This is a genomic window from Gordonibacter urolithinfaciens, assembly GCF_900199375.1.
In the GTDB taxonomy this organism is placed as follows: domain Bacteria; phylum Actinomycetota; class Coriobacteriia; order Coriobacteriales; family Eggerthellaceae; genus Gordonibacter; species Gordonibacter urolithinfaciens.
The window spans coordinates 1,284,168-1,309,379 of sequence record NZ_LT900217.1 but is presented as its reverse complement, the minus strand read 5'-3'; the positions used below and the strand labels follow the sequence as shown (position 1 = coordinate 1,309,379).

Sequence of the window (25,212 nt, the reverse complement as noted above, 5' to 3'; positions counted from 1 at the left end):
GAGTGTCATGTCAGACAACATGCCGAGTCTGAGCCGCCGTACGTTCATGAAGACGACCGGTGCGCTCGGCGCGCTGGCAGCCGTGGGCGGCAGCGTCGCCGCCACGAACACGCTCTTCGGGGCGGGCGTGCCGCAAGCGCATGCCGCCGCCGAGGAGACCGTCACGTGGGGCCATTGCGCCATCAACTGCCCGGGCCGTTGCAGCCTGAAGTTCCACGTGCAGGATGACGAAGTGGTGTGGGTGGACACCTACACGAGCAAGGATGCGGGTTTCGACGACCCGCAGCCGCGCGCCTGCCTCCGCGGTCGCAGCTACCGCCGCTGGCTCGCCAGCCCCGACCGCATCAACTACCCCATGAAGCGCGTGGGGAAGCGCGGCGAGGGCAAATACGAGCAGATCAGCTGGGACGAGGCCATCGACCTTGCGGCCACGAAGCTCAAGGAAGTCATCGAGAAGTACGGCAACGAGGCTGTGTACGTGCCCTACGCCACCGGCGTGTCGGCCACCACGTCGCGTCCGTTCAACCGCTTCCTGAATCTCGTGGGCGGCTATCTGAACTTTTATAACAGCTACTCCACGGCGCAGATCTCCTGCATCACGCCGTATATGTACGGCTCCAAGGGCAACGGCGGCAGCTCGTTCAAGACGGCCGAGGACGCCAAGCTCGTGCTTATCTTCGGCTCCAGCCCCACCGAGACGCGCCAGGGCGGCCTGACCACGCACTACGACTGGGTGCACCTGCGCGAGCGCACGGGCGCGAAGATATACATGATCGACTACCGCATGAACGACTCCATCTCGGGCCATTCCGAGCAGTGGCTGCCCATCAACCCGGGCACCGATGCGGCGCTCGTGGCCGGCATCGCCCACTACCTTATCAAGAACGACCTGGTGGACCTGGACTTCCTGCACACGTACTGCCAGGGCTACGACGAGGAGACCATGCCCGAGGCTTATCAGGGCAAGAACATGTCCTACTACGCCTACATCATGGGCGAGGGCTACGACATGGTGGAGAAGACGCCCGAGTGGGCCGCCAAGATCACCGGCATCCCGGCCGAGCGCATCGAGGAGCTGGCCGAGGAGATCGGCACGACGAAGCCCCTCTACGTGAACCAGGGCTGGGGCCCGCAGCGCCGCAGCAACGGCGAGTGGACGGCCTGGGCCATCATGGCGCTGCCCTGCCTGGTGGGCCAGATCGGCCTGCCCGGCACGAACAACGGCACCCGCGAGGACCGCACGAGCCCGGCGAGCGTGTCCATGGATGCCGGCAAGAACCCGGTGAAGACGTCCATCCCGTGCTTCCTGTTCACCGATGCCATCGACCATGGTACCGAGATGACGTTGAAGAACGCCGGCGTGAAGAACGCCGACGCGCTCAAGGTGAACATCAAGTACATGATCAACTACGCCGGCAACTGCCTGACCAACCAGCACTCCGACATCAACAAGGCGCACGACGTCCTGGCCGACGAGAGCAAATGCGAGTTCATCCTGGGCATCGACACGGTCATGTGCGACTCGCTGAAGTACTCCGACGTCATCCTGCCCGACCTGTTCCGCTTCGAGCAGACCTCGCAGATCTCCACCGGCTCCGACACGGGCTACATGATCACGGGCACGGCCTGCACGTCGCCCAAGTTCGAGCGCAAGACCGCCTACGAGATGGCCACGCTCATGGCCGAGAAGTTCGGCGTGGCCGACGAGTTCACCGAGGGCAAGACCGAGGAAGAGCGCATCAAGGAGCAGTACGAGAAGGCGCGCGAGAAGAGCCCGAAGCTCCCCACCTGGGATGAGGCTGTGGAGATGGGCGTGTATATCGAGGAGCACGCGCCGGTGGTGTCCATGAAGAAGTTCCGCGACGACCCGGTGGCGAACAAGCTGGACACGCCGTCCGGCAAGATCGAGATCTTCTCCGAGAAGCTGCTCAAGTTCACCGAGGGCTGGGAGCTCGAGGCCGACGACACGCTGCCCGGTCTGGACACCATGCCGCCGATCCCCGTGTACCTGCCCGAGTGGTACGGCGTGGAGAACACGACCGACGAGTACCCGCTCGCGCTGTCCGGCTTCCACTACCGCGGCCGCATCCACAGCTCGTGGGGCTTCATGCCCGAGCTCAAGGAGGTCAACCCGCAGGAAGCCTGGATCAACCCGGTGGATGCGGAGCCCCGCGGCATCGAGCAGGGCGACACGGTGCGCGTGAAGAACGAGTTCGGCGAGATCGAGCTGTTGGCCAAGGTCACGCCCCGCGTGGTTCCCGGCACGGTGGCGGTTTCCCAGGGTGCGTGGCACGACGCCGACATGGCGGGCGACCGCGTGGACAAGGGCGGCAGCATCAACACGCTCACGACCCAGCGTCCCTCGCCCCTGTCGAAGGGCAACCCGCAGCACACGAACATCTGCGAAGTCGTGAAGGCATAGCGGCGAGGAAAGGAGAGGATAGATCATGACGCATTACGCATTTTCTTTCGACGGCACTCGCTGCACCGGTTGCAAGACCTGCGAGATGGCCTGCAAGGATTACAAGGATCTTGACCTGGGCGTCGCGTACCGCAAAGTGTACGAGGTGACGAGCGGCGAGACGGTGAGGGACGCCAACGGCTGCTTCACCTCCACGTGCACGAGCTACCCGCTGTCGCTGTCGTGCAACCACTGCGACGACCCGGCGTGCACGAAGGTGTGCCCCACGGGCGCCATGCACAAGGATGCGGAGACGGGCCTCGTGTCCGTGGACGCCGACAAGTGCGTGGGCTGCGGCTACTGCCACATGGCCTGCCCGTACAACGCGCCGAAGGTGGACCGCTCCAAGGGCCACTCCGTGAAGTGCGACGGCTGCGCCGAGCGCGTGGCGGCCGGCGAGAAGCCGGTGTGCGTGGAGGCCTGCCCGGCCCGCGCGCTCGACTTCGGCACGGTGGAGGAGATGTCCAAGGTGGGCGAGCGCGGTAACATCGCGCCGCTGCCCGAGCCGCACTACACGAACCCGAACCTGTACATCAAGCCTTCCGCGGACGCCAAGCCTGCCGGCAGCGCCGACGGCAAGGTCGTCAACCCCCTGGAGGTGATGTAGCATGGAGGCCGCATTCGCCGAACTGCCTCTGGCGCTGTTCACGACCCTGGCCCCGATGGGCGCCGGCGCCTTCATCGCGCTCGCGCTGGCCTTCTTCACCACGACGTTCACCGACGACCAGGTGAAGAAGATCGACCGCATGACGCTCATCCCGTTCGTCGTGGTGCTCGTGGGCTTTGCCGCCTCGTTCTTCCACCTGGCCTCGCCGCTGCACGCGGCGGGCGTGTTCGCCGGCATCGGCTCCTCGCCGCTGTCGAACGAGATCCTCGTGGGCTCGCTGTTCGTGGTGCTGGCCCTGGTGTACGTGATCCTGGCACTGGCTGGCAAGCTCTCCGGCGGCGCGCGCAAGGGCTTCGTGGCCGTGGTGGCCGTGGCCGCCGCCGTGTTCGCCTGCTTCACCGGCATGGCCTATGTGATGGAGACCATCGCCTCGTGGAACTCGCCGCTCGTGGTGGTGCAGCTGCTGGGCTTCGCCCTGCTGGGCGGTATGCCGCTGGGCACGCTGGTGCTGGGCCTTGCCGGCGCGCTCCCCGATGCGCTTAAGGGCTCGTTCAAGACGGCCGGCATCGTGGTGGCCGCAGCCGGCGCGGTGCTCGCCATCGGTGGGTTCTGCGTCCAGGTCATGGGCGTGGGCGGCATGGAGAACGCCCTCGTGTCCGGTGCCGACCTCGTGGCAGACGTCACCATCTACCTTGCGGTGGCCGTGGCCAGCCTCGTGCTGGCGGCGGCGGGCACCGTGGCAGCGCTTCTGGGCAAGAGCCCGGTGGCGATGGCCGGTTTCGGAGCGGTCATGGCCGTGATCGGCATCTTCGTCGCCCGCCTCGTGTTCTATGCCGTGCAGCTTTCCGTGGGCCTGAGCTTCTAGGGAAGGCGCGCCGGCACGGTTCCGAAACGAATACTTTGACGGAGGCAAGGTACGCTACAATGTGGCGTACCTTGCTGGTTTCGACGGAGGGGACGAACTATGGACGAGAACATGCAGGACGGCCGGGACATGCTCGAGGGCATCGCCTTCGTGGGCGAGACGCTGGGGCCGTTCTTCCTGCAGGACCCGAAGACGGGCGAGGCCGGCGCAGCGTTCCAGGCGCTGGCAGCGCTCGACGTGGATGCAGCCGCCGCGGAGTGGCCGTTCGCGGAAGAGACCGAGGCGCATGGCGACCTGGCGCTCATGAAAGAGGGGCTTGCGCGCGGTGTCGAGGACGACGACCTGGTGTGGGAGTACCGCCGCCTGTTCGTGGGCCCGGCGCCGAAGCCGGCACCGCCGTGGGGTTCGGTGTACACCGACCGCGAGTGCGTCGTGTTCGGCGAGAGCACGCTCGCGCTGCGCGCCTGGATGCGCGCGCAGGGTATCGAGCGGCTCGTGGACGACAAGACCCCCGAGGACCACATCGGCCTCATGCTCGTGCTCATGGCGTGGATAGCCCGCAACCGCCCCGAGGCGTTGGACGACTTCCTGCGCCTGCACCTGCTGCCGTGGTCGTCGCACTTCCTGGACGAGCTGGCCGAGGCCGCGGAGCAGCCGTTCTACGAGGGACTAGCGCGCCTGGCGAAGGCGAGCCTCGAGGGCATCCAGTCCGAGCGCGCCCTCGACGTGGCCTACCCGCGGTTCTACCGCTAGGAGGGGCCATGCTGTCGGGGATGGGCACGGCGCTGGGCGAGATAACGCTCGTCCTGTTCACGACGCTCGCACCGTCGGGCGTCGTCGCGTTCATCCTCATGGGCCTGCCGCTTCTTCGGACGGGCATGCCGGCCGACGCGCGGCAGCGCATCAACCAGTTCCTAAGCATACCGCTGGTCACCACCATGGTGGGGCTCGTGGCCTCGGCCACCCACTTGGGCAATCCGGCGAACGCTCTCTACGTGTTCCTGGGAGTGGGCCGCAGCCCGCTTTCCACCGAGGTGTTCTGCGCCGTGGTGTTCTTGGCTCTGGCAGGGGTTTACTGGCTCTACTCGTTCGCCGAGCAGCCGCGCGTCGGGCTGCAGCGCCCCTGGATGGCGCTGGCCATGGCGGCGGGCATCGTGTTCGTCACGTCCGTGGCCTTCGCCTACAGCGCCGAGACCATCGTGTCGTGGTACACGGTGTACGTGCCGTTGAACCTGTGGCTGAACGCGCTGGTGGGCGGTCCGGTTCTTGCGCTCGTGGGCCTGCGCGCCGCGCGTTGGGAGCCGGCGTGCGGCCGTTTCGGGCGCACGCTGCTGGCGCTGTCGGCGGCGGCCCTTGCCGCGAACCTCGTGTCGTTCGGGCTGCAGAGCGCCGACTTGCCGCGCATTGCGAACGCGTTCCTCGCCGCCTCGGACCTCGTGCCGTACTACGGTCTCATGATCGCCGCGTTCGGCGTGCTGGTGCTCGCGGGCATCGGCCTTGACGCGCAGGTCTTGCTAAACCGCGCGCTCGAGGGCCGGCGCTCCCTGGGCGTCGGCCGCGCCAGCGCGGCGTGCGTGCTCGTGCTGGCCGGCATCTTCGTCATGCGCTTCGCGTTCTACATGATGCACCTGACGGTGGGGCTGGGCGTGTAGGCCCGGGCTTAATCGGCGAGGGGCGACGGGATGCCGGGCTCGTAGAAGCAGAAGTGCGCCTTGCCCATCGACTTCGCCCGGTACAGCGCCGCGTCGGCGCGGTCGTACACCGTTTTGAACTCCGTGCCCTGCTTGGGCACGAGCACGACGCCGGCCGAGGCGGACACCTCGATGGTGGTGCCGCCCCTCACCTTGGTCGTCCACGGCTTGCCGCACAGCGCGCCCACGCGCCGCGCCAGGCTGGCCCGCGTGATGTCGTCGCAGTACACGATGAACTCGTCGCCGCCCCAGCGGCACACCAGGTCGTTCTTTCGGAACGCGCTGCGCAGGTGCCGACCCACGTCGGCCAGCGCCGTGTCGCCGGACAGGTGGCCGTGGCGGTCGTTGACCAGCTTGAAGTCGTCCAAGTCGATGATGACGAACGCGCCCGCGGTGCCCTTGCGCAGCGTCTTCGCCAGGGCTTCCGGCAGCAGCGCCGCGCCGGTCTGGCGGTTCAGCAGCCCCGTGAGCGCATCGTGGCGAGCCTTGTCCTCCAGATCGAGCTCACGGCGCTTGCGCCGGTCGATGTCGGTCACGGAAAGGTAGGCGTACACGTCGCCGCCCGCCTCGATGCGGATAAGGCGGTAGCCCAGCTCCATCCAGCGCTCGCCCCGCTCGTCCTCCTGGCGGTACTCCAGCGAGTCGAACAGCACCCCGTCTTCGAAGCGTGCGAGCATGGCATCGAAGTCGAGGAACGACTTGACCGCCTCCGCGTCCTTCACGGTGCGCACCGTGCGCCCGATGCGCTCGGCCGGCGTGGTGTCCGTCCAGTCCTCCAGCACGGCGCCCACTGCCCGCCTCCACGCCCGGCGGTCCGACGCGTCCAGGAAGCTGTGCGTGCGCAGGTTGACGCACCAGTGGTCCACGGCCCGGCCCTTCAGCATCTCGAACAAATCGCTTTCCGTGTCGGGGCCGCTCTGGGCGACGTTCTCGATATAGCCGATCACGCGCACGGGCCTGCCGGTGCCGTCGGGCACGGCCTCGCAGGTTACGCGCAGCCGGGTTGGGTCGCCGTCCTCGGCCGGCGCCTCTATCTCGCGGACGGGCACGCCGTCGTGCAGGGCCTCGCGCGCCAGGCGCCTGAGCATGCGTCCCGCCCGGTCGGCGGTCGCAGCGCCCTGCTCGGGGGCAAAGCGGTCCGCGGAGGCCAGCAGCGCCGCCAACCCGTCGGACGAGAGGTTCTGGAACGTCAGGCGGTCGTGCTCCACGTCGCATATCCACACGTTCAGGCTGGCCTGGAGGATGATACGGTGCAGCATCTCGTCGTCCAGGGCCAGTTCCTGCTGCATGCGCACGGAGTCGTCGATGTCGAGGCAGACGCTGGCGATGGCCAGGCGACCGTTCTTCGTTCGGACGACCCTTCCGTGGTCGGCCACCCAGAACCAGGACCCGTCCTTGCGGGGCATGCGGTACTGGGTGGTGTAGTCGAGGCCCTCGTAGTAGTCCGGCCCGATGTCCTCCATGACGTGCGGCAGGTCGTCGGGATGGATGGAGTTGCCCACCTTGCCGTCGAGCGCCTCGATGAGCTCCGCCGACGTGTCGTAGCCCGCCATGCGGGCTATCTCCTCGTTGGCGAACAGGATGGGGAAGCCCTCCTCGCAGTAGCCCCCTATGAGGCCGCCCGGCACGTTTTCCAGGAATATCTGGGCTGCCACCTGGCGATTTTCGGACGACATGTCGTCGAGCGCCCTTTCGGCGGACGGCAGGCCCAGCACGTCGTTCAGCGCGGTTTGCGAAGAGCGCAGCTCCAGCTCCTGCTCCTTCTGGCCCGTCACGTCCGAGAGCGAGGCAAAGAAGATGCTGCGGTCCTGCTCGCGTCTGAGGAAGAACACCTTCATGTGCAGCCACATGAGGTCCCCGCACAGGCGGTAGCGGCGGATCGTTCCCTCGGAGCCCGACACGGGGTGCTGCTCGGCCTGCTCGAACAGGCTCATGACGAGGTCCCGGTCGTCGGGGTGCACCTGGCGGAAGATGTACCGCTGGCGCTCGTGCAGGTCGACGGCGTTGCAACCGGTCACGCGATAGTACGAGTTGTTCACCTGCAGCAGCTCGAAGCGGTCGGGGTAGACGGCGTACACGGCCATGCCGCCGATGAGGTTGTCGACGAGGGTTCTGCTCGTCTCGTCCTCGTTCAGCAGGGCGTCCATGTCGATAAGCTCCATCATGGGCGCGAGCACGCCGCGGAAGTCCACGGCGTCGGGCTGGGCGAGCAGGGTCTCAAGATGCTCGGTGTCCATGGGGCGGTGGAAGTAGTAGCCCTGGGCGTAGTCGCAGCCGATGTCCTGCAGAAAACCCACCTGTTCCTTCGTCTCGGCGCCTTCGGCGATGATGCGCAGGTCCATGAGGCGGGCCATGGACACGACGGCCTCGAGGATGCTCTCGCTGCGTCGCGTGTTGTCGTTGCGGTTCAGGAAGCCCATGTCGATCTTGAGTATGTCGACGGTGATGTCCTTCAGCATGTTGAGCGATGAGTAGCCGCTGCCGAAGTCGTCCATGAGGATGGTGAAGCCGAGCGCTTTCAGCCTGCTCACCGCCTCGGCCATCTTTCGGTCCTCGGCATAGGCGCTTTCGGTGATCTCCAGCTCCAGCAGGCTGTGGTCGAGGCCGTACGTGCCCACCAGGCCTTCGAGCGTGTCCACCACGTCGATGGCGTACAGGTCGGCCCTCGAGATGTTCGCGGACACGGGGATGGGCCGGCAGCCACGGTCGATCCACGAGCGCAGGTGCCGACACACCTCGTCCCATACGTACAGGTCGAGGCTGGCTATGAACCCGCTGCGCTCGAGCACGGGGATGAAGGCTCCCGGCATGACCACCCCGCGCTCCGGGTGCTGCCAGCGCACGAGCGCCTCGAGGCCCACGATGCGCCCCGTGCGGGTGCTGCACTGGGGCTGCCAGTACGGCACGAACTCGCGGTTCTTCAGCGCTTGCTTCACCTCCAGCAGCAGCTTCGCCTCGTTCTTCAGCTCTTCGGACATGGATTCCTCGTACCAGGCCACGCGCTTGGCGTACGTGTTCTTGACGGTGGCCATGGCCAGCATGGCGTGGTCGCAGGCGGTGCTGATGGAGCGTCCCGCTTCCTCGACGGAGCACACGCCGATGGCGGGGCGGAACCCGATGGCGTCCTCGGAGTCGAAGGGAGGCAGCTTCAGCTGGCGGTCGACGGCGTCCTCGGTTATGGTGCCGTGGGGCAGTACGAGCGCGAAGTCGTCGCCGCCCAGGTAGCCCGCCACGCCCTCGTAGCGCTCGGCCAGGTTGGAGAGGCGATTGGCTATGGCGCGCAGCATCTCGTCGCCGGCCTCGCGACCGTGCCACTCGTTGAACAGCTTGAAGTGCTCGATGTCCAGGTAGATCGCCTCGTGGCAGCGCTCGGGGTGCGCTTCGAGCAGCGCGCTGGCCTTCGCGTAGAACGTGGCGGCGTTGTAGATGCCGGTGAGCTGGTCACGTTCGCGAAGCTGCCTTATCTGGGCGTTCTCGGCGTGCTCCTCGCGGGCGCGCACCTCGGCGTCGATGTCGGCGATGAAGCACATGACCACGGTCTCGCCGCCCTCGCCGCGCTTCACCGACACGACGGTCTGCGCCACCCACCCCCAGCTGCCGTTGCACCGCAGCTTGCGGAACTCGCCGCGCAGCGCGCCGTCCTCCTCCTCGATACGCTCGAGCAGGGTGTCGAAGTCCCAGAACCGCTGGAACCGCTCGCGGTCCTCGGGATTGATCATGTTCCTCAACACGTCGTCGAACATGGCGCCGAGCTCTCCCGAGAGCGGCGGCATGGCGTACTTGCCGGGCTCGTGGTACAGCACCTTGTACGTGTCGCCCGTCACGTTGATCTCGAACAGCTCGTCGTAGGACGACGGCTCCCTCAGCGTGGAGAACAGGCTGCGGCTCCGGTCGTCAACGGGCCGGCCCGAGAACAGCACGCAGGGGCCGCGGTCGAACCAGTCAACCTCGAGGCACGTGATCTCGTACCACCTATCGCGCCGCGCGCTGAAGATGACGGTCTGGGTGGCGTCCCCGCTGTTGCTCTCGTGCCCGTGCCAGGGGCAGTCATCGCAGGGCTCGCTTGCGCCGCGGAACGCCTCGTAGCAGATGGAGCCCACCTGGCCGCGGGGGAAGGCACGGTGCGCTGCCTGGTCCATGTACACGACGCGATGGTCGCGGTCGATGACGTACGTGTGCCGGTGCGTCGAAGGGTTCCCCGAAGCGTCGTCGCCCATGTACCTGCTCCTAACCGAGGTGGCCGATCTCCCGAAGCCGGACTGGGTGCTGCGGGGAGAACAGCTCCCATTGTATCCGGTTGTACGGTGCGTCGCCTGAGAAAAGGTGCATGGCTATGAAAATAGTCGGGTATCGCCGTGCCCGGTCAACGCGCGGTTCGGCCCTCAAAGTCCGTAGCGGGTGCGGAACTCCCCCTCCGGCAGGGGCTTGGAGAACACGTAGCCCTGGGCCACCGGGCAGCCCAGCTCTCTCAGCATGGAGGCCTGCTCCTCCGTTTCCACGCCTTCGCACACGGTGACCAGCCCGAGGTCGCCGGCCATGTCCAGCACGCCCTTCAGCACGGAGCGCGATCGGCTCGGGTCGGTGTTCTCGGAGAGGAAGCCGCGGTCGATCTTGAGCACGTCGATGGGCAGTTTGCGCAGCAGGTTGAGCGACGAGTAGCCGGTACCGAAGTCGTCCATGGCCAGGCGGAAGCCCATGGCCTTGAGCGTCTCGAGCTTGTTGATGACCGCGTCCTCGTCCATGACGAACGCGCTTTCGGTGACTTCGACCTCGATGGCCTCGTGGGGGATGCGGGCGCTGTCCACCACGTGCAGCAGGCGCTCGATGAAGCCCTCGCGCATGATGGTGACACGGGAGAAGTTCACGGACACCACGAGCGCTTCGCCGGTGCCGGGTACGGTCATCGGATAGGTTTGGCACACGCGCTTGAGCATGTAGAAGTCGAGCTGCACGATGAACCCGTTCTTCTCGAAGAGGGGGATGAACGAGTCGGGCGGGAGGAAGCCCAGCTTGGGCGAATTCCAGCGCACAAGCGCCTCCGCCCCGGCGAGCGCGCCGTCGGCCAGATGGTTCTTCGGCTGCAGGTACAGCTGGAACTCGCGGTTCGCCAGCGCCTCGTCCTCGTGCTGCTCGATGCGGTTCTTAAGCTCCACGGCGTTGCGGAACACCTGGTCGTAGCGCGAGATGCCCTCCTTGTCGGGCGACTCCTTCATCACGGCTATGGCGTTGCTCACCAGGAGCGGGATGCTGTCGCTGGGCTGCTCGACCTCGCACACGCCGCAGCCGAAAGAGAGGATGCCCGTGAAGTGAAGGTCGGGGGTGGCGCGCAGCTTCGCCTCGATGTGCCCGTGCAGCTTCTCGATGCGCTGCGGGTCGTTGCGCAGCAGCACGAAGTGGTCCGCGTTGCCGTGCGTCGCCAGCTCGTCGCGCCGGCAGGCATTGTCCAGCAGGCGGGCCAACGTCAGGATGAGCTTGTCGCCGGACTCGTAGCCGTACGTCTCGTTGATGTAGCGGAAGTTCAGCACGTTCGTGTACGCCACCAGGTACGTGCCCCCGGGGGCGCTGGACACGAGCTGCTGCCCCTGCTCCTCGAAGGCCAGCATGTTCTTGCGCCTCGTGAGCGGGTCGGTGAAGTAGGCGGTCTTGAGCTTCGAGATGCGGTCGTTGCGCATGAACAGCATGATGGTGGCGGCGGTGAGGAACAGCACGGTGCAGATGGCGCCCGTCACGAGGAAGTCTCGCTCGGCGCGCTTCTGGGCGGAGAGCACCATGGCGTCGGCCAGGGTGAAGTGCGTCTCGCTCAGGTCCAGCAGCCGCTCGGCGGATCCCTCCCCGCGGTGCAGGGCATCGATCTCGTCCTCGATGAGCTTCCATTGCGAGTCGACGGCGGCCAGGTTGTCCATGAACTCGTAGGTTTCGGGGCCCTTGTACAGGCGGTTTTCCTCGTTCTCGGCCAGTTTCTCCAGCAGCGAGGTCACGCGCTGCTCGGTGGACGGCGCCGGCCGGCCGGCCAGCTCCATCTTCACCACGCGCTGCGTGCCGCCGCGCACGACGCCCGAGTCGTTGATGATGCCGGCGAAGTCGCGCACCTGCGCGAGGGTGAACATGAGTATGGCTACGCCCAGCACCCAGAAGGCGATGACGATAAACCCCTTGCCCAGCCTACTCCGCTTCTTCAAGCGGACCTCCTTGTTGTTCAGCGCGCGAGCGCAATTGCATCATATTATAGCGACGGCTCCCGGTGTTGCCGGCATCAATTTGACGTTAAGCGCCCAGCGGGGGTCGCGTGCTATCATGGGGGAATCGTAACCGGCGGGAAGGCGGATCATGGAGCGGACCGACGAGCGCTACGGCGCCTACGTTTCCATTTTGGAAGAAGAGCTTATCGCGGCGATGGGGTGCACGGAGCCTATCGCCATCGCGCTGGCGGCGGCGAGGGCGCGCGAGCTGCTGGGAGCCGAGCCGACCCGCGTGCACGTGGCGGCCAGCGGCAGCATCATCAAGAACGCGAAGAGCGTGGTGGTGCCCCATACGGGCGGCTTGAAGGGCATCGAGGCCGCGGCGGCAGCCGGCATCGTGGCGGGGGAGGCCGGCCGCAGCCTGGAGGTGATCGCCGACGTGTCGCCGGCCGACGTGGAGGAGGTCGTCGCCTATCTGGGGCGCACGCCCATCGCGGTGGAGCGCGCCGACTCGGGCCTCGACTTCGACATCGTCGTGCGCGCGTTCGCCGCGGAGGCTGCCGACGGCGCCGGGGCCGCGGGCGGCGGCGCGGGCGCCGGGGCCGCGGCGGGCGGTCCGGCGCGCAGCGCGCTCGTGCGCATCGCCGACTTCCACACGAACATCGTGCGCGAGGAGCGCGACGGCGAGGTGCTGCGCGATGCCGCGCCTGCGTCGGAGGGCGGCGCGGCCGAGGGCATGACCGACCGCGGCCTGCTTTCGATGGCCGGTATCTGGGACTTCGCCATGACCGTGGACGTGGACGACGTGCGCGAGCTGCTCGACCGGCAGATCGCCTGCAACGGCGCCGTGGCCGACGAGGGGCTGGCCGGCGACTGGGGCGCGAACATCGGCAGCGTCATGCTGGGCGCCTACGGCGACGACGTGAAGGTGCGCGCCTGCGCGTGCGCCGCAGCGGCGTCCGACGCGCGCATGAGCGGCTGCGAGCTGCCGGTGGTCATCAACTCGGGCAGCGGCAACCAGGGCATCACCGTGTCGGTGCCGCTCATCGTGTACGCGCGCGAGCTGGGGTCGAGCGACGAGCAGCTCTACCGTGCGCTGGTGCTCTCGAACCTCGTGGCCATCCATCAGAAGACGGGCATCGGCCGGCTGTCGGCGTTCTGCGGCGCGGTGTGCGCGGGCGCGGCGGCGGGCGCCGGCATCGCGTATCTGGACGGCGGCGGCTACAAGGAGGCCTGCCACGCCGTGGTGAACGCGCTGTCCATCGTGGCGGGCATGGTGTGCGACGGCGCGAAGCCCTCGTGCGCCGGCAAGATAGCCTTCTCGGTGAACGCCGGCATCCTCGGCTACGTGATGTACCGCGACGGCCAGCAGTTCTACGGCGGCGACGGCATCGTGAAGAAGGGCGTGGAGAACACCATCGACAGCATCGCCCGCCTCGGCCGCGACGGCATGCGCGCCACCAACGACGAGATCATCAGGATCATGCTGGGCTCGTAGGGGAGGGGAAGGGGGCGGAATCACGCCCCCTTCCCGAGAGATCCGGCCTAGTTCGCGCGCGTGGCGTTGGAGGGGTCTATCGACATGCTCTGGAAGCGCTCCTGCATGTACTCGTTGTCGAAGTTGCGGTCGAAGAACTGGGCCATGGCGGTCTCGGAGGGCTTGCCGGCCATGCGCTGGTACCAGCAGTCCAGCGACAGCAAGGTCATGGCGCCGTCCACGATCATGAGTGCCGCGCACACCGTGGTGAGGGCGTAGCGCCAGTTCCAGGGTATGAGGTTCACCAGCTTCAGCATCCAGGGCAGGCACAGCTTGATCCACACCACGCCCAGCACGCCCCACATGGCCATGAACATGCCGTTGGTGCGCCCGTCGATGGACAGGAACGTGCCCGAGTAGTCCCAGGCCACGATGCCGAACGCGAACTGCATGAACCAGCTGGTCAGATACTCGAACGCCCCGCCGATGACGGCGCTCACCAGGAAGATGAGGATGACGTTCTTGTCGTGGAAGCGGTTCAGCGCCACGGTCATGAGCACGGCGCCGAATCCGTAGATGGGCGAGAACGGCCCGAATAGCAAGCCGGCGCGGTCCTGGTAGTGGCCGGGATCGACCACGGCGAAGTGGTACACCGTCTCGATGATCAGCCCCAGCACGCAGCACACCGTGAAAATCCAGAACAGGTTGAAGAAGTTGAGCGCGATGAACCCCTTGCCCGTCTCGTCGCGTCCGAGCGTGCCGTCCTCGGCGTCCTCGCGCGTCTCCATGTCGCGTAGCTTGCGCTGGAGCTCGCGCTCGTCGGCGAGCGACGGGTCCAGGTAGCTGGTCAGCACCACGAGGAACACGATGAAGGCCACGAAGAACAGCACGGTGCCGTCCAGGCCGAACAGCATGATGTCGCACAGGATGCCGGCCACCATGAGGCCGGTGAGCAGCTCGGCGGTCTGCGCCGCAAAGCGTCGCTTGTCGCGCAGCAGGCGGATGCCGAACACGATGAACGCCACGGTGAGCAGGGCCAGGATGGCTAGCAGCGCGAAGAACAGCACCGTGGACGCCGTCGAGTCGTCTGCGAGCGCGCCCTCGCGGAACGCGATCACCATGGCCACGATGACGAACCCGATCATGGGCAGGATGGCGACGCCCGCCACGATGCACAGGATGGCGAACACTTTGAGCGGCAGGGGAATCTTCTTCTTGAGCGTTGCCGCCGCCTCGGCTTCCTGGGACGTCAGCGCCTCTATCTCGGCTTCGAGCTCGGCATCCGTCTCGGCGTTGCTTCGCTCGTCGCGGTGGTTGTGCATCATCGGTACCTCTCGTGCCCATGCCGGCGCGCGCCGCGCCGGCCGTGTCCAGCTTGCAGGCACCCACGATACCATAACCCGATGGGCGGACGGTTACGGGGCGGATGATGCGCATCGCGCGCCCATGAGCGTGCAGGTCGAGGTGGCTGTGTCCGGCAGGTTCCGGCGCGGCGTCGCTCAGGCGTTGCGCGCTTCGGCCTCTATCAGGTCGATGAGGCTCTGCTGGGAGTGCACGTCCACCTTGCGGTAAATGCTTTTCACGTGGCTCTTCACCGTCTCGTCGCCGATGACCAGCTCCTCGCTGATGTAGGCGCGGTTACGGCCCTTCGCCAGCAGGAAGAGCACCTCTATCTCGCGCGGCGACAGGCGGCAGCGCCGGGCGATGCGCGTGCCGGCCTTCTCGAAGTCGGTGGCGGCATCGGCCTCCTCCATGGGCTTCACGTAGCCCCAGCCCGTGCTGGCCTGCCCGCTGCCCAGCGCGAACAGCGCGATGATGAGGATGGCGAAGATGATTCCCGCCGAGAGCATGGCCATCCCCAGGTCGGTGTTCACCACGCTCACGGCCAGCGCCGCGGCGATCGACCCGGCGAACTGGCCGAGCTGGATGGAAAGAAGGCCCCAACCCGCTATCCAGCCCGCCGGCACGCCGCGCGAGGCCAGCACGGGCCAGAGCGCCCACAGCACGATGTAGAAGTACTGGTAGCCCGCCTGGTGCACCGCCGTGCCGATGACGTTCCACGGTTCGTGCAGCGGCAGGAACAGGAAACCCGCCGCCATGAGCGGCAGGGCCACCTGGTACGTCAGGTGGTCGAAGTCCATCTTCGCCCAGCTCATGGTTGCGAAGATGGTCACGGACCCGCCGACGATGGCCGCGATGTTCAGCAGGTCGCGCACGGCCAGCCAATCGCTCTCCACCGGCGCCATGAGGCCTTTCATCGCGCCGAACGACACGCCGAAAAACAGCGCCACGGTCACGAGCCGCAGCGGTGGGCGCGCCTTCACCCGCACGTTGCGCTCGCGCCGCGGCAGGCGGGGCACGCTGCGCTTGTAGTGCAGGAAGCAGCCCATGCTCGCCGCCGGCAGTAGGGCTACGGCCAGCTGCGCTGCGTCGACGGGCAGCAGCCGGATGGCGAAGTACGCGACGGCGGCGATGAGCAGGGCGACCACGGAGTAGTTCACGGTGCGCTTCGATCCGAGCGAGGCGAACAGCTCGGCCCACAGCATCACCACGATGGCGCTGCCCACTCCCGTGACCAGCGCGCCTGCCAGATAGACCGGCGCGGCGGCCCCGCCGGTTGCTACGAGCACCGGGTGCGAGAGGGCGAGCGTGCCGATGGCGGTGAGCGCGCCACCCGCGTGGGGCAGCCAGCGCACATCGGCCAGCGGGTTGCGGAAGTACGACAGCATGAGCAGAAACGCGATGGTCACGACGTTCGCCAGCAGCGAGACCACCCACAGCGGCTCGAGCGCGAGCGGGCCGGCAAGGCCGCTGAAGACGTCGAGCAGCGTTCCCTCGCCGTAGAACAGCGAGCTCCAGAACACGCACCATATCCAGATCCAATGCGCCGCGAACCCCAGCAGATCGGGCGTGCGCCACAGCTCGTCCTTGAACGACGGCATCGCCGCTCCCTCCCGTAGCGGGCCGCGAAGCGCCGGAGCGCGGCGCGGCTGATCTCCCCGTGCTCATTATAGCGCCTAGGTCGCGTGCCGCGCCCTGCTCGCAGGCTGACCGTCCGGCTTGTATGCCTCTGGCCCGTGGCGTTGTTCCGGGCCTCGCGAGCGCGCAGCGCCCGCCGCGCGCAGGGTAGCCTGACCGGACGCGTGCGGGCATCCCCCCGGCAGGGGGAAATGCACGTGGGGAGGCATTTCCCCCTGCCTGCGGGTTGATGACGGGCAGTGTCGGCTTTAAGGTGAGCCTGCGGGCAGCGGCAACGCTGCGCTCCGGTGCGCAAAAGGGGCGCGCCGGGTTCGCGAGTCGAATCAAGGAGGGATTCTCATGGAGGAAGAGAAGGGCATGGGGAAGAAGGGCCTGTCGCGTCGCGCGTTCTTGGGCCTGGGCGGCACGGCGCTCGCCGGTGCGGCCATGGCCGGCATGGCCGGCTGCGCGCCCCAGTCGAAGTCCGACGCCAAGGCCGACGCCGCCGCGGGCGGCGAGGGCGGCATCCCGGTGGCGGAGAGCGGCGCCTCGGCCGGCCCCGACGTGGCCGGCAAGCACAGCTGGGAGATAGCGCCCGAGCCCATCGCCAAGGACAAGATCAAGGGCACGGAGGAGTGCGACGTGCTCGTCATAGGCGCGGGCCTCGCGGGCTGCTGCGCCTCCATCTCGGCGCTCGAGAAGGGCGCGAAGGTCATCACCATCGACAAGAACCCCGAGACCGTGGTGGCGCGCGGCGTGCACATCGCCGGCTTCCACACCAAGGTCCAGCAGAAGCTGGCCGGCGAGGGCCTCGTGGAGGAGCCCGACTACAACAACGTCATTCGCCGCTGGATCAACTGGGCGCAGGGCCGCGTGAAGGAGCCGCTGCTGTGGGAGTTCGCGCACAAGAGCGGCGCGTGCTTCGACTGGCTGTACGACCTGGCCACGAAGAAGGGCCTCGAGGCGCTGTTGTGGGACGGCTACTACAAGGGCCCCGACTACACCGAGTACCCGGTCACGCACATCTTCTACCAGGCCGACAAGTACGAGGAGACCGTGAACTTCACGTTCTACCAGGGCTCGGGCGTGGGCGACGTGTACGGCAACGCGGTGCTGGTGCCGGCGCTGTACGAGACCATCGCCGACATGGGCGGCGAGATCCGTTGGGAGACGAAGAGCGAGCAGCTCGTGCGCGACGGCGACGGCCCCGTGACGGGCGCTGTCGTTTCCACTGGCAAGGACGAGTACACGCAGATCAACGCCAAGTCGGTCATCATCGCCTCCGGCGACTACGCGGCCGACAACGAGATGTTCCAGTACTACTCGCCCATGACGGCCTACGCCATGGACGGCCGCTTCTACAACCCGCCCGACTGCGACACCGGCGACATGCACAAGCAGGCCATCTGGGCCGGCGGCGCCATGCAGAAGTCCGAGCCGCACGCGGCGGTCATGCACCTGGACTTCGGCGCGGCCAGCTACGGCTTCCTCCATGTGAACTGGGAGGGCAAGCGCTTCAAGAACGAGGACGTGAACACCCAGTCCAAGAGCGTGACGAAGGCCCTGCAGACGAAGAAGGACGCCTGGACCATCTACGATTCCCACGGCCTGGAGCAGGTGAAGGCCCAGATGGATGCCGGCTTGGGCGGCGGTTTGCAGTGGGGCCAGCTCACCCAGCCCGTGGGCGGCGAGTACAACCTGGAGGCGCAGAAGAAGGTGCTGGAAGGCGAGCTGGAGAGCGGCCAGACGGTCGAGGCGAACACGCTCGAGGAGCTGGCGGAGAAGATGGGCGTGCCGCCCGAGAACCTGGTGGCCACGGTCGACCGCTACAACGAGCTGTGCGATCTGGGCCGTGACCTGGACTTCGGCAAGCGCCCCGAGGTCATGGGCAAGGTCGTCGACCCGCCGTTCTACGCCGGCAAGCTGGTTGCCAGCATGCTCACCATGTGCGGCGGCCTGCGCACGAACCTGGACGCCCAGGTGCTCGACGCCGAGGACCAGCCCATCGAGGGCCTGTACGTGTGCGGCTCTGCCGCCGGCGAGTTCTTCGGCGCGGGAGACTATCCCACCTACGTGCCGGGCATCGGCCACGGACGCTGCGTGACGTTCGGCCGCATCGCGGGCATCAACGCCGCGGGCGGCAACGCCGACGAGGAGATCCCGAGCCTCGACCTCTAGCCATGGGGCAGGCGAGCGGGCGTCGTGCCCGCTCGCCGCTCCTTTTCCGGGCCGCCGATCCTCTCCCTCCCGATCGGCGGCCCTTTTTTGCACGACCTAGCGACCGTATGGATCCCACCCGCCGGGCGGCGTGACCTTCTCGGCCTGCACCACCGCCGAGGCGTACTGGATGCGGGCGACCAGATCGTGCTCCGTCTCCGACACGGACTCGTAGTCGTCGCGCGAGCGGAAGAGGGCGTACACGCCCTCCATGAGCGCTCCGATGGTGATGTTCTCCTCGCCGTCGTGCATGGGAATCCCCCGTCCCTCGCCGACGTTCCCCAAGGATCGCCGACGCCGTAGTGTGCCAACCGTTCCAGTATAGCCGATATGTAACCTGCTGAATACGTTGACGCTTATAGCGGCCGACTGCCGCGCACCCCGTTCGACGGTTTGCCTGCGGGTGATGGGAGTGCAACGATTGCGTCACGCTCGCGACCCAACCGCTCGGCGGCCTACGGCCGGGGCGACAATGCAGCGGATACCGAACCATCCCGCGGGCGCGCCCGTCCGCGGTCGACGAAAGGAACCGCCATGCCCGCATCGATCCACCCCGAACTGAAACTGAACATCGTGCTCGACGAGGAGAGCTTCCAGGGCGACGCCGACGCCGAGATCGAGCGTCGCTTCACGGCTGTCGCACCTACGGAGGTCGTTCGGGCCGAGAAGGGCTCGCAGCGTGCGAACGTCATCGAGTTCGACGTAGGGATGAACGCGGTGGACGAGGATGCGGAGGACCCGCTGTGGGAAGGCGCGCTCACCACGTGGCTCGACGAGGAGTTCGCCGAGACGTCGGCCCTGGTGGCGCGCGAGAACGATGCCCGCCGCAACAACGGCGACCCCGAGCTGCCCTTCTCGTGGGCCGAGGTGCGCTTCGGCACGGGCCCGGCAATCGCCGTGCGCATGGTGGAATCGTCCATACCGGAGGCGGCCGCCGGCTACGTGGGGCGGGCACGCACCCTGCTGCGAGCGGGTGCCCTGGGCGCGGATCCCATCGAGGTGATCCGCATTCCCGCCTGCGCGAGCATCGCGGCCCAGCGGCAGGGCGCCGGTGCGGCGCAGGGCGACGCAGGGGCGGGCGCCGCTGCCGACGGTGCGGGCACGACGGCGGCCGTGCGCGCAATCGGCAAGGAGGAGCGTGGCTCGTCCTCGGCCTCGGACATCATCGCGGCCGTGACGGAGGCCGCCGGCATCGACGACGAGGCGCAAAGCGGCTGGACCGCTGCCGACCCCGATGGCGAGAACGCGTGGGAGGGTTCTGCGCGCGAGACCGAGGAGCCTACGCGCGCCGAGCTGGACGACGCCCTGGCCGAGGCCGAGGCGGCGCTGCGCCGTGGCGACGACCCGGCCGACGCATCGGCCGAGGATGCGGCGGTGGATGCCGAGGAGAGCGCGCCGCCGGCCTCGGTCGTCACCGACGAGCCCGCGCACGGTGGCGACGCGGTCTCCAGCAGGCAAGGCGGCGACGATACCGAGGTGGACACGTCAGGCGAGGGCTGCGCGCTCTCCGACGAGGACGTGCCCCGTTCGCTCGACTACCGCATCTGGAACGTGGCCTACGCCGACGGCACGTCCGTGCGCTTCGACTCCGTGCTGGGCGAGGCCATCCTGGACTAGCGGGCAGGGACAGGAGGGACGAGGGGAAGGTTGCCTTGCCCCGTCCCCGTCCCTCCTGTCCACCTAGCTTCCTTACAGGAACAGCTCCGGCTCCTTGCGCTCCATGCAGTTGCCCTCGAGCATGGCCACGATGGCCGCCGCCTGCTCGCCCTCGAAGCGCTTCGCGCCCTGCGGGCACCCCTTGACGCAGGCGTTGCACTGCAGGCAGCCGTCCGCCACTTTGGCAGGGTCGTCGGCGTCGATGATGCCCATGGGGCACAGCTTCACGCAGATGCCGCACTTCGTACAGGCGTCCGTGGTGGCGGGGCGCGCGCCCGTGTCGGGCATGCCGTCGCGGTAGGGGCGGTTGCCCTTGATGGCGGGCGTTTCGGTTGCGCCCTGCTCGATGAGGGCGGCCACGTCGTGACCGAACTGCGCGGCTACGGCCAGGTCAGCGGCATCGGGACGGCCGGCGCCCACGCGCGGCGCCATGGAGTGCTCGCCGATGAACGCGCCGGCGGCGATGACCTTGAAGCCGCGCTCGGCCAGCAGGTCGGCGGCCTCCAGCAGCGCGTCATCGTAGTGGCGGTTGCCGTACACGCCCACGACCACGGCCTTCGCTCCGTCGCCCTCGAACTGGTCGATGCAGTCCATGAGCACGGCGGGGACGCGCCCGCTGTACACGGGGAAGGCGAACAGGAACACGTCGTTCTCCTGGCCGCCGGCGCGCACGGGACGGCTCTTCGGCTTCGTCAGGTTGATGGCGATGCTCGTGAGGTCGCGGTCGGCCGCGATGGCGTCGGCCACCTCGTAGGCGATTTTCTGAGTCGCCTTCGTCGGGCTGAAGTACACGTTGTAGATCGAGTTGCGAACCGGATGGTCCTTCATGGTTTCCCCCTCATACACCTCTCTGCCTTTGCTGCTGTCGGCGCAGCGGCCTTGCGGGCCCGCTGCGCTGCGTGTCCGATGGTACCCCTTTCGGCGCCGTCTGGCTATGGCCGGTGCGGCGTTTTGTCCGGCGACCGTTGCCCCTGCGTATCGGTCGGGTCCTGCCAACGTCCTGCGTCCGCTTTCGCGGGCGCCTTGCGCGCCAGGGCCGGTTATACTGGTGCCGAAGGCGGGGCCGTGCGGGGCCCGCGCGTCCTCGGCGCCGGTGCGCCGTTCCCGGCGGAGAGGAGCCCCCATGGGAGAGCAGCGTTATTTCGAGTACGACGAGCAGGCGATCGCCTACCTGAAGGCGCGCGACGAGCGGCTGGCCGAGGCCATCGACGCTATCGGGCCGGTGCGCCGCGAAGTGACGCCCGACTTGTTCGCGGCGCTGGTCAACTGCATCGTGGGCCAGCAGATATCTACAAAGGCGCAGGTCACCATCTGGAAGCGCCTGACCGGTGCGTTCGGCGACATCACGCCCGAGGCCATGGCCGCCTGCCCTGACGACGAATTGCAGCGGTTCGGCCTGTCGTTTCGGAAGGTGGGCTACATCAAGGGCGCCGCCGAGCGCGTGGTAGCCGGCGAGCTGGATCTGAAGGGGCTGGCCGACCTGCCGGACGAAGAGGTGTGCCGCCGGCTGTCGGCGCTTCCGGGCATCGGCGTGTGGACGGCCGAGATGCTCATGACGTTCTCGATGCAACGGCCCGACATCATGAGCTACGGCGACCTGGCCATTCTGCGCGGCCTGCGCATGCTGCACCACCATCGCCGTATCACGCCCGAGCTGTTCGCGAAGTACCGCCGCCGCTACTCGCCGTACGGCTCCGTGGCGAGCCTCTACCTGTGGGAGATCGCCGGCGGCGCCGTTCCCGGCCTGCGCGATTGGGCGCCGAAGGGCGGCGGGGCGAAGCGCCCTCGGCCGGGCGGGGCGAAAGGCGGGTCGCGGGGGGACTAAACGGGCGGTTGACGATCGTAACGGTTTCATTGCTCACGTGCACAAAAGAAGCCGAAAGGGTTCAGTTTGCAGGGAAAAGAGCCTATAATCCGGCTTGTCCGACAGTAGAACCAAACGCAATGGTAAGCGGAAAAGACTATCTTCGCCAAGTACAGTCTCGTGATGATTGCGGCGCCGCAGAGCGGCAGGGCTTGTGGGTGAGCTACGTTGAGGATACGCCAAGCACGCTGTCGGCATTCCTTTCGATGAGGCCGGGGTTCCCCCGGCCTCATTGTGCTCACCGGCGGCCAGCCGCTCGCAGCGCCTGCGTTTGCGTCGGGCTGCTCACCTGCGGCGCTCGAACTCGCCACGGCCAATTCATTCGCGATGCCCGCGGAGGCCTCAAGGAGCAAGCCCCGCCCCCCCCACCAAGAGGCGCACAACGTGCGGGGCAGCTCGGTAACGCTGGGAAAATGCGGACGCTTAAGCCGACGAAAAGGCTTACACTTGATGCTTCGAAGATGAAGGCGCCTGCCGCTGCGCTCCTGCGGCGGGCGAGCGATACGATAGGAGGGCGCTCATGCAAACCGCGCTTCTCTGGGCTGCGTCGGGCACCGGGTTCACGTTCCTGATGACCACGCTGGGCGCGGCCTCGGTGTTCCTGTTCCGCAAGCGCAACAGCATGGCTATCCAGCGGGCGTTTCTGGGGTTCGCGGCCGGCGTCATGATCGCGGCATCGGTGTGGTCGCTGCTCATACCCGCCATCGAGCGGGCCGAGGAGGCGGGCCAGGTGGGTTGGATTCCCGCGGCGGGCGGGTTCGTTATCGGCGTGGCGTTCCTCATGGTGCTGCACCAGCTGCTGCCTCACCTGCATCCGGGCGAGAGCAAGCCCGAGGGCCTGCCGAGCAAGTGGGACCGGCCCACGCTGCTGTTCACGGCCGTGACGCTGCACAACATTCCCGAGGGCATGAGCGTGGGCCTGCTGTTCGCCATGGCAGCGCAGAACGGCGGCGACCCGGCCATGTTCGGCATGGCGGTGGCGCTGGCCATCGGCATCGGCATCCAGAATATCCCCGAGGGCGCCGCCGTGGCGCTGCCCATGCTGCAGGAGGGTATGAGCGCGCCGAAAGCGTTCGGGCTGGGGGCGTTGTCGGGCCTGGCCGAGCCTGTGTTCGGCATCCTGGTGGTGCTGTTCGCAGGCCTCATATCGCCGTACATGCCGTGGATGCTGGCGTTCTCGGCCGGCGCCATGATGTACGTGGTGGTGGAGGAGCTGATCCCCGAGGCGCACCTGGGCGAGCATTCGAACGTGGGCACGCTGGGCGTCATGGCGGGGTTTTTGGTCATGATGGTGCTGGATGTGGCGCTGGGGTAGGCGGGCCTGCCGCTTGACTGCACTCCGGCGGGGAGGTGCAGCCGACCCCGGCGCATTTCGGCGAAAGCCCCGGCGGTGTTCCGGCGGCTCTCGGCAACACCTCGTCGGCGCTCTTGTGGAGAACCGCTATAAGCGGCATCGGCTCCTTCCGCGCAGCGTTTTCGTTTGCTATAATGCAGGCGAGCCGCAGGGAGCTGCTAACTCCCCACGGCTCTCGGATCGCCTTGGCGGTTCGGATGCTATGTGCTGTGCCCCGGATCGTCCTTGTCGGACGACCGGGGCAAATCTTTCGACACGAGCTTGACGACAAGCCCGGCCGCCCCGAGCAGCACGTTCAACAGCGCAACGTGCAGCCCGAGAACCTGCAAGATCACTCCGGTAAGGGCAAGCAGCATATCATCCATAGAGGGTCACCCCCCTTCCAAAATCGGAAATGGGTGTGAGGGGTGTCGGTCCTCCCCGCCTGGACGAATCCGTGTGGCCATCTTAGCTCCGCAACCTTGCCGCCCGACCGTAATTCGACCGTTGCGGAACCGCGCCGACCTTGCGCGTTCATCGCATTCCGGCCGTGCGAACCTTGCGGGGATCTTACGACGTTTCAGCACGCTCCCATCGTATTTTCACCGTTTCCGCTTGCCTGCCGTCGTCCGGCCCTGCTTCCGGCGAACGCGGCGCATGCCGGGGCGGGGGAGCGGTATACTGGTTGGCCAACGACGAAGGCTTGCGGAAAGGACTGCTGCCATGGAGGATTTCGAGTTCGTATCGCCCACGCATTTCGTGTTCGGCCGCGGGGCGGAAGAGCAGGTGGGCCCGAAGCTGGCCGGGCGCGGCGCGCGCAAGGCGCTCGTGCACTTCGGCGGGCAGAGCGCGGTTGCCAGCGGCCTCATCGACCGCGTGAAGGCGTCGCTCGACGCGGCCGGCATCGAGCACGTGGAGCTGGGCGGCGTGCGGCCGAACCCGGAGATCGGCCTGTCGCGCGAGGGCATTGCGCTTTGCAAGGAGCACGGCATCGACTGGGTGCTGGCCGTGGGCGGCGGCTCGGTCATCGACTCGGCGAAGGCCATCGCCGTGGGCGCGCACTACGACGGCGACGTGTGGGACTTCTTCGAGACGAAGCAGCAGATGGACGACGTGCTGCCCATCGCGGTGGTGCTCACCATCCCGGCCGCCGGCAGCGAGGCGTCGAAGAACACGGTGATGAGCAACGACGAGCTGGGCCTGAAGTCGGGCTATCCGAACAACGCGCAGCGCCCGAAACTCGCGTTCATGAACCCCGAGCTCACGTTCACCTTGCCGGAGTACCAGACGGCGGCCGGCCTCACCGACATGTTCTGCCACCTGCTGGAGCGGTTCTTCGACGATGTGGGCGCCGTGCCCGTGACGGACAACCTGTGCCTCTCGCTCATGAAGACGGTGCGCGCCGAGGCGCCGCGCGTCATGGTGGAGCCCGATAACTACGATGCGCGCGCGAACGTCATGTGGGCGGGCATGCTGTGCCACCAGGGCCTCGCGGGCGTCGGCCGCCACGAGGACTGGGCCACGCACGGCCTGGAGCACGAGCTGTCCGCCCTGAACCCGGGCATCACGCACGGCGCGGGCCTGGCCGTGATGTTCCCGGCGTGGATGGAGTTCGTCTACGACGCGAACCCGGCGCGCTTCGCCTATTACGGCCGCGAGGTGTTCGGCCTGGCGCCCACGGGCGACCTGGAGGCCGACGCGCTGTCGGCCATCGACGAGACGCGCGGCTTCTTCGCCTCGCTCGGCATGCCGGTGACGCTCGACGAGCTGGGCGTGGGCGAGGACGACATCGAGCGCATGATCCCCACCCTCAAGGAGAACAAGGGCGAGCCCTTCGGCAGCTTCAAGAAGCTCACCATGGACGACGCGAGGGAAATCTACCGGATCGCACTTTAGGGTTCCGT

Annotated in this window: 18 protein-coding genes; 11 read left to right on the top strand and 7 right to left on the bottom strand. The window is 67.4% G+C overall.

Going from position 1 to position 25,212, the window contains the following annotated elements; genetic code table 11:
- The first annotated feature begins 7 nt into the window (after nt 1-7).
- From BN3560_RS05735 to BN3560_RS05715, 5 genes are all read left to right on the top strand, one after another.
- Nucleotides 8-2,422, top strand: a complete 2,415-nt coding sequence (locus BN3560_RS05735; protein WP_096227348.1) for a DMSO/selenate family reductase complex A subunit — start codon at nt 8-10, stop codon at nt 2,420-2,422.
- 25 nt (nt 2,423-2,447) lie between these two features.
- On the top strand, nt 2,448-3,068 hold the full coding sequence (locus BN3560_RS05730) for a 4Fe-4S dicluster domain-containing protein (RefSeq protein WP_087190159.1): 621 nt from the start codon (nt 2,448-2,450) through the stop codon (nt 3,066-3,068).
- Between the two features lies 1 nt (nt 3,069).
- On the top strand, nt 3,070-3,933 hold the full coding sequence (locus BN3560_RS05725) for a dimethyl sulfoxide reductase anchor subunit family protein (RefSeq protein WP_096227347.1): 864 nt from the start codon (nt 3,070-3,072) through the stop codon (nt 3,931-3,933).
- Nucleotides 3,934-4,032: 99 nt separating this feature from the next.
- Complete coding sequence (gene dmsD / locus BN3560_RS05720; protein ID WP_096227346.1) at nt 4,033-4,686, top strand: Tat proofreading chaperone DmsD; 654 nt, start codon at nt 4,033-4,035, stop codon at nt 4,684-4,686.
- An 8-nt stretch (nt 4,687-4,694) separates the two neighbouring features.
- A complete protein-coding gene (locus tag BN3560_RS05715; RefSeq protein WP_096227345.1) occupies nt 4,695-5,585 on the top strand; it encodes a dimethyl sulfoxide reductase anchor subunit family protein in 891 nt (296 codons plus the stop codon).
- Nucleotides 5,586-5,593: 8 nt separating this feature from the next.
- Here BN3560_RS05715 and BN3560_RS14470 read toward each other — a convergent pair whose 3' ends face one another.
- The gene (locus BN3560_RS14470; protein ID WP_096227344.1) at nt 5,594-9,841 is read right to left on the bottom strand and encodes an EAL domain-containing protein; all 4,248 of its coding nucleotides are present in this window, start codon (nt 9,839-9,841) and stop codon (nt 5,594-5,596) included.
- Between the two features lie 165 nt (nt 9,842-10,006).
- Nucleotides 10,007-11,803: a putative bifunctional diguanylate cyclase/phosphodiesterase gene (locus BN3560_RS05705; RefSeq protein ID WP_096227343.1), complete on the bottom strand. Its 1,797-nt coding sequence runs from the start codon at nt 11,801-11,803 to the stop codon at nt 10,007-10,009.
- Between the two features lie 148 nt (nt 11,804-11,951).
- Here BN3560_RS05705 and BN3560_RS05700 point away from each other — a divergent pair, with 148 nt between their 5' ends.
- Complete coding sequence (locus tag BN3560_RS05700) at nt 11,952-13,301, top strand: L-cysteine desulfidase family protein (protein WP_096227342.1); 1,350 nt, start codon at nt 11,952-11,954, stop codon at nt 13,299-13,301.
- Nucleotides 13,302-13,348: 47 nt separating this feature from the next.
- On the opposite strand, the gene BN3560_RS05695 is transcribed toward BN3560_RS05700, so the two are convergent.
- Nucleotides 13,349-14,605, bottom strand: a complete 1,257-nt coding sequence (locus tag BN3560_RS05695) for a putative ABC transporter permease (RefSeq protein ID WP_096227341.1) — start codon at nt 14,603-14,605, stop codon at nt 13,349-13,351.
- Nucleotides 14,606-14,779: 174 nt separating this feature from the next.
- Nucleotides 14,780-16,222 carry a helix-turn-helix transcriptional regulator gene (locus BN3560_RS05690; protein WP_096227340.1) on the bottom strand — a complete coding sequence of 481 codons (1,443 nt, stop codon included), beginning with the start codon at nt 16,220-16,222 and terminating at the stop codon, nt 14,780-14,782.
- A gap of 376 nt (nt 16,223-16,598) precedes the next feature.
- Between BN3560_RS05690 and BN3560_RS05685 the strand changes: the two genes are divergently transcribed.
- On the top strand, nt 16,599-18,416 hold the full coding sequence (locus BN3560_RS05685) for an FAD-dependent oxidoreductase (protein WP_096227339.1): 1,818 nt from the start codon (nt 16,599-16,601) through the stop codon (nt 18,414-18,416).
- A gap of 96 nt (nt 18,417-18,512) precedes the next feature.
- Here the strand turns inward: BN3560_RS05685 and BN3560_RS05680 are convergent, their stop codons facing one another.
- A complete protein-coding gene (locus BN3560_RS05680) occupies nt 18,513-18,707 on the bottom strand; it encodes a hypothetical protein (RefSeq protein ID WP_087190151.1) in 195 nt (64 codons plus the stop codon).
- A gap of 282 nt (nt 18,708-18,989) precedes the next feature.
- Here BN3560_RS05680 and BN3560_RS05675 point away from each other — a divergent pair, with 282 nt between their 5' ends.
- Entirely contained in the window at nt 18,990-20,072 is a 1,083-nt protein-coding gene (locus BN3560_RS05675; protein WP_096227338.1) for a hypothetical protein, read from the top strand.
- Nucleotides 20,073-20,144: 72 nt separating this feature from the next.
- Here BN3560_RS05675 and BN3560_RS05670 read toward each other — a convergent pair whose 3' ends face one another.
- Nucleotides 20,145-20,939, bottom strand: coding sequence for a 4Fe-4S dicluster domain-containing protein (locus tag BN3560_RS05670; RefSeq protein WP_096227337.1), 795 nt, complete (start codon nt 20,937-20,939; stop codon nt 20,145-20,147).
- A gap of 295 nt (nt 20,940-21,234) precedes the next feature.
- Between BN3560_RS05670 and BN3560_RS05665 the strand changes: the two genes are divergently transcribed.
- Together BN3560_RS05665 and BN3560_RS05660 are read left to right on the top strand one after the other, a co-directional pair.
- Nucleotides 21,235-21,936: a DNA-3-methyladenine glycosylase family protein gene (locus tag BN3560_RS05665; protein WP_096227336.1), complete on the top strand. Its 702-nt coding sequence runs from the start codon at nt 21,235-21,237 to the stop codon at nt 21,934-21,936.
- Nucleotides 21,937-22,495: 559 nt separating this feature from the next.
- The gene (locus BN3560_RS05660; RefSeq protein ID WP_087190147.1) at nt 22,496-23,290 is read left to right on the top strand and encodes a ZIP family metal transporter; all 795 of its coding nucleotides are present in this window, start codon (nt 22,496-22,498) and stop codon (nt 23,288-23,290) included.
- A gap of 239 nt (nt 23,291-23,529) precedes the next feature.
- Here BN3560_RS05660 and BN3560_RS14465 read toward each other — a convergent pair whose 3' ends face one another.
- Nucleotides 23,530-23,694: a hypothetical protein gene (locus BN3560_RS14465; protein ID WP_166521673.1), complete on the bottom strand. Its 165-nt coding sequence runs from the start codon at nt 23,692-23,694 to the stop codon at nt 23,530-23,532.
- A gap of 337 nt (nt 23,695-24,031) precedes the next feature.
- Between BN3560_RS14465 and BN3560_RS05655 the strand changes: the two genes are divergently transcribed.
- A complete protein-coding gene (locus BN3560_RS05655) occupies nt 24,032-25,204 on the top strand; it encodes an iron-containing alcohol dehydrogenase (RefSeq protein ID WP_096227335.1) in 1,173 nt (390 codons plus the stop codon).
- The last annotated feature ends 8 nt before the right edge of the window (nt 25,205-25,212 follow it).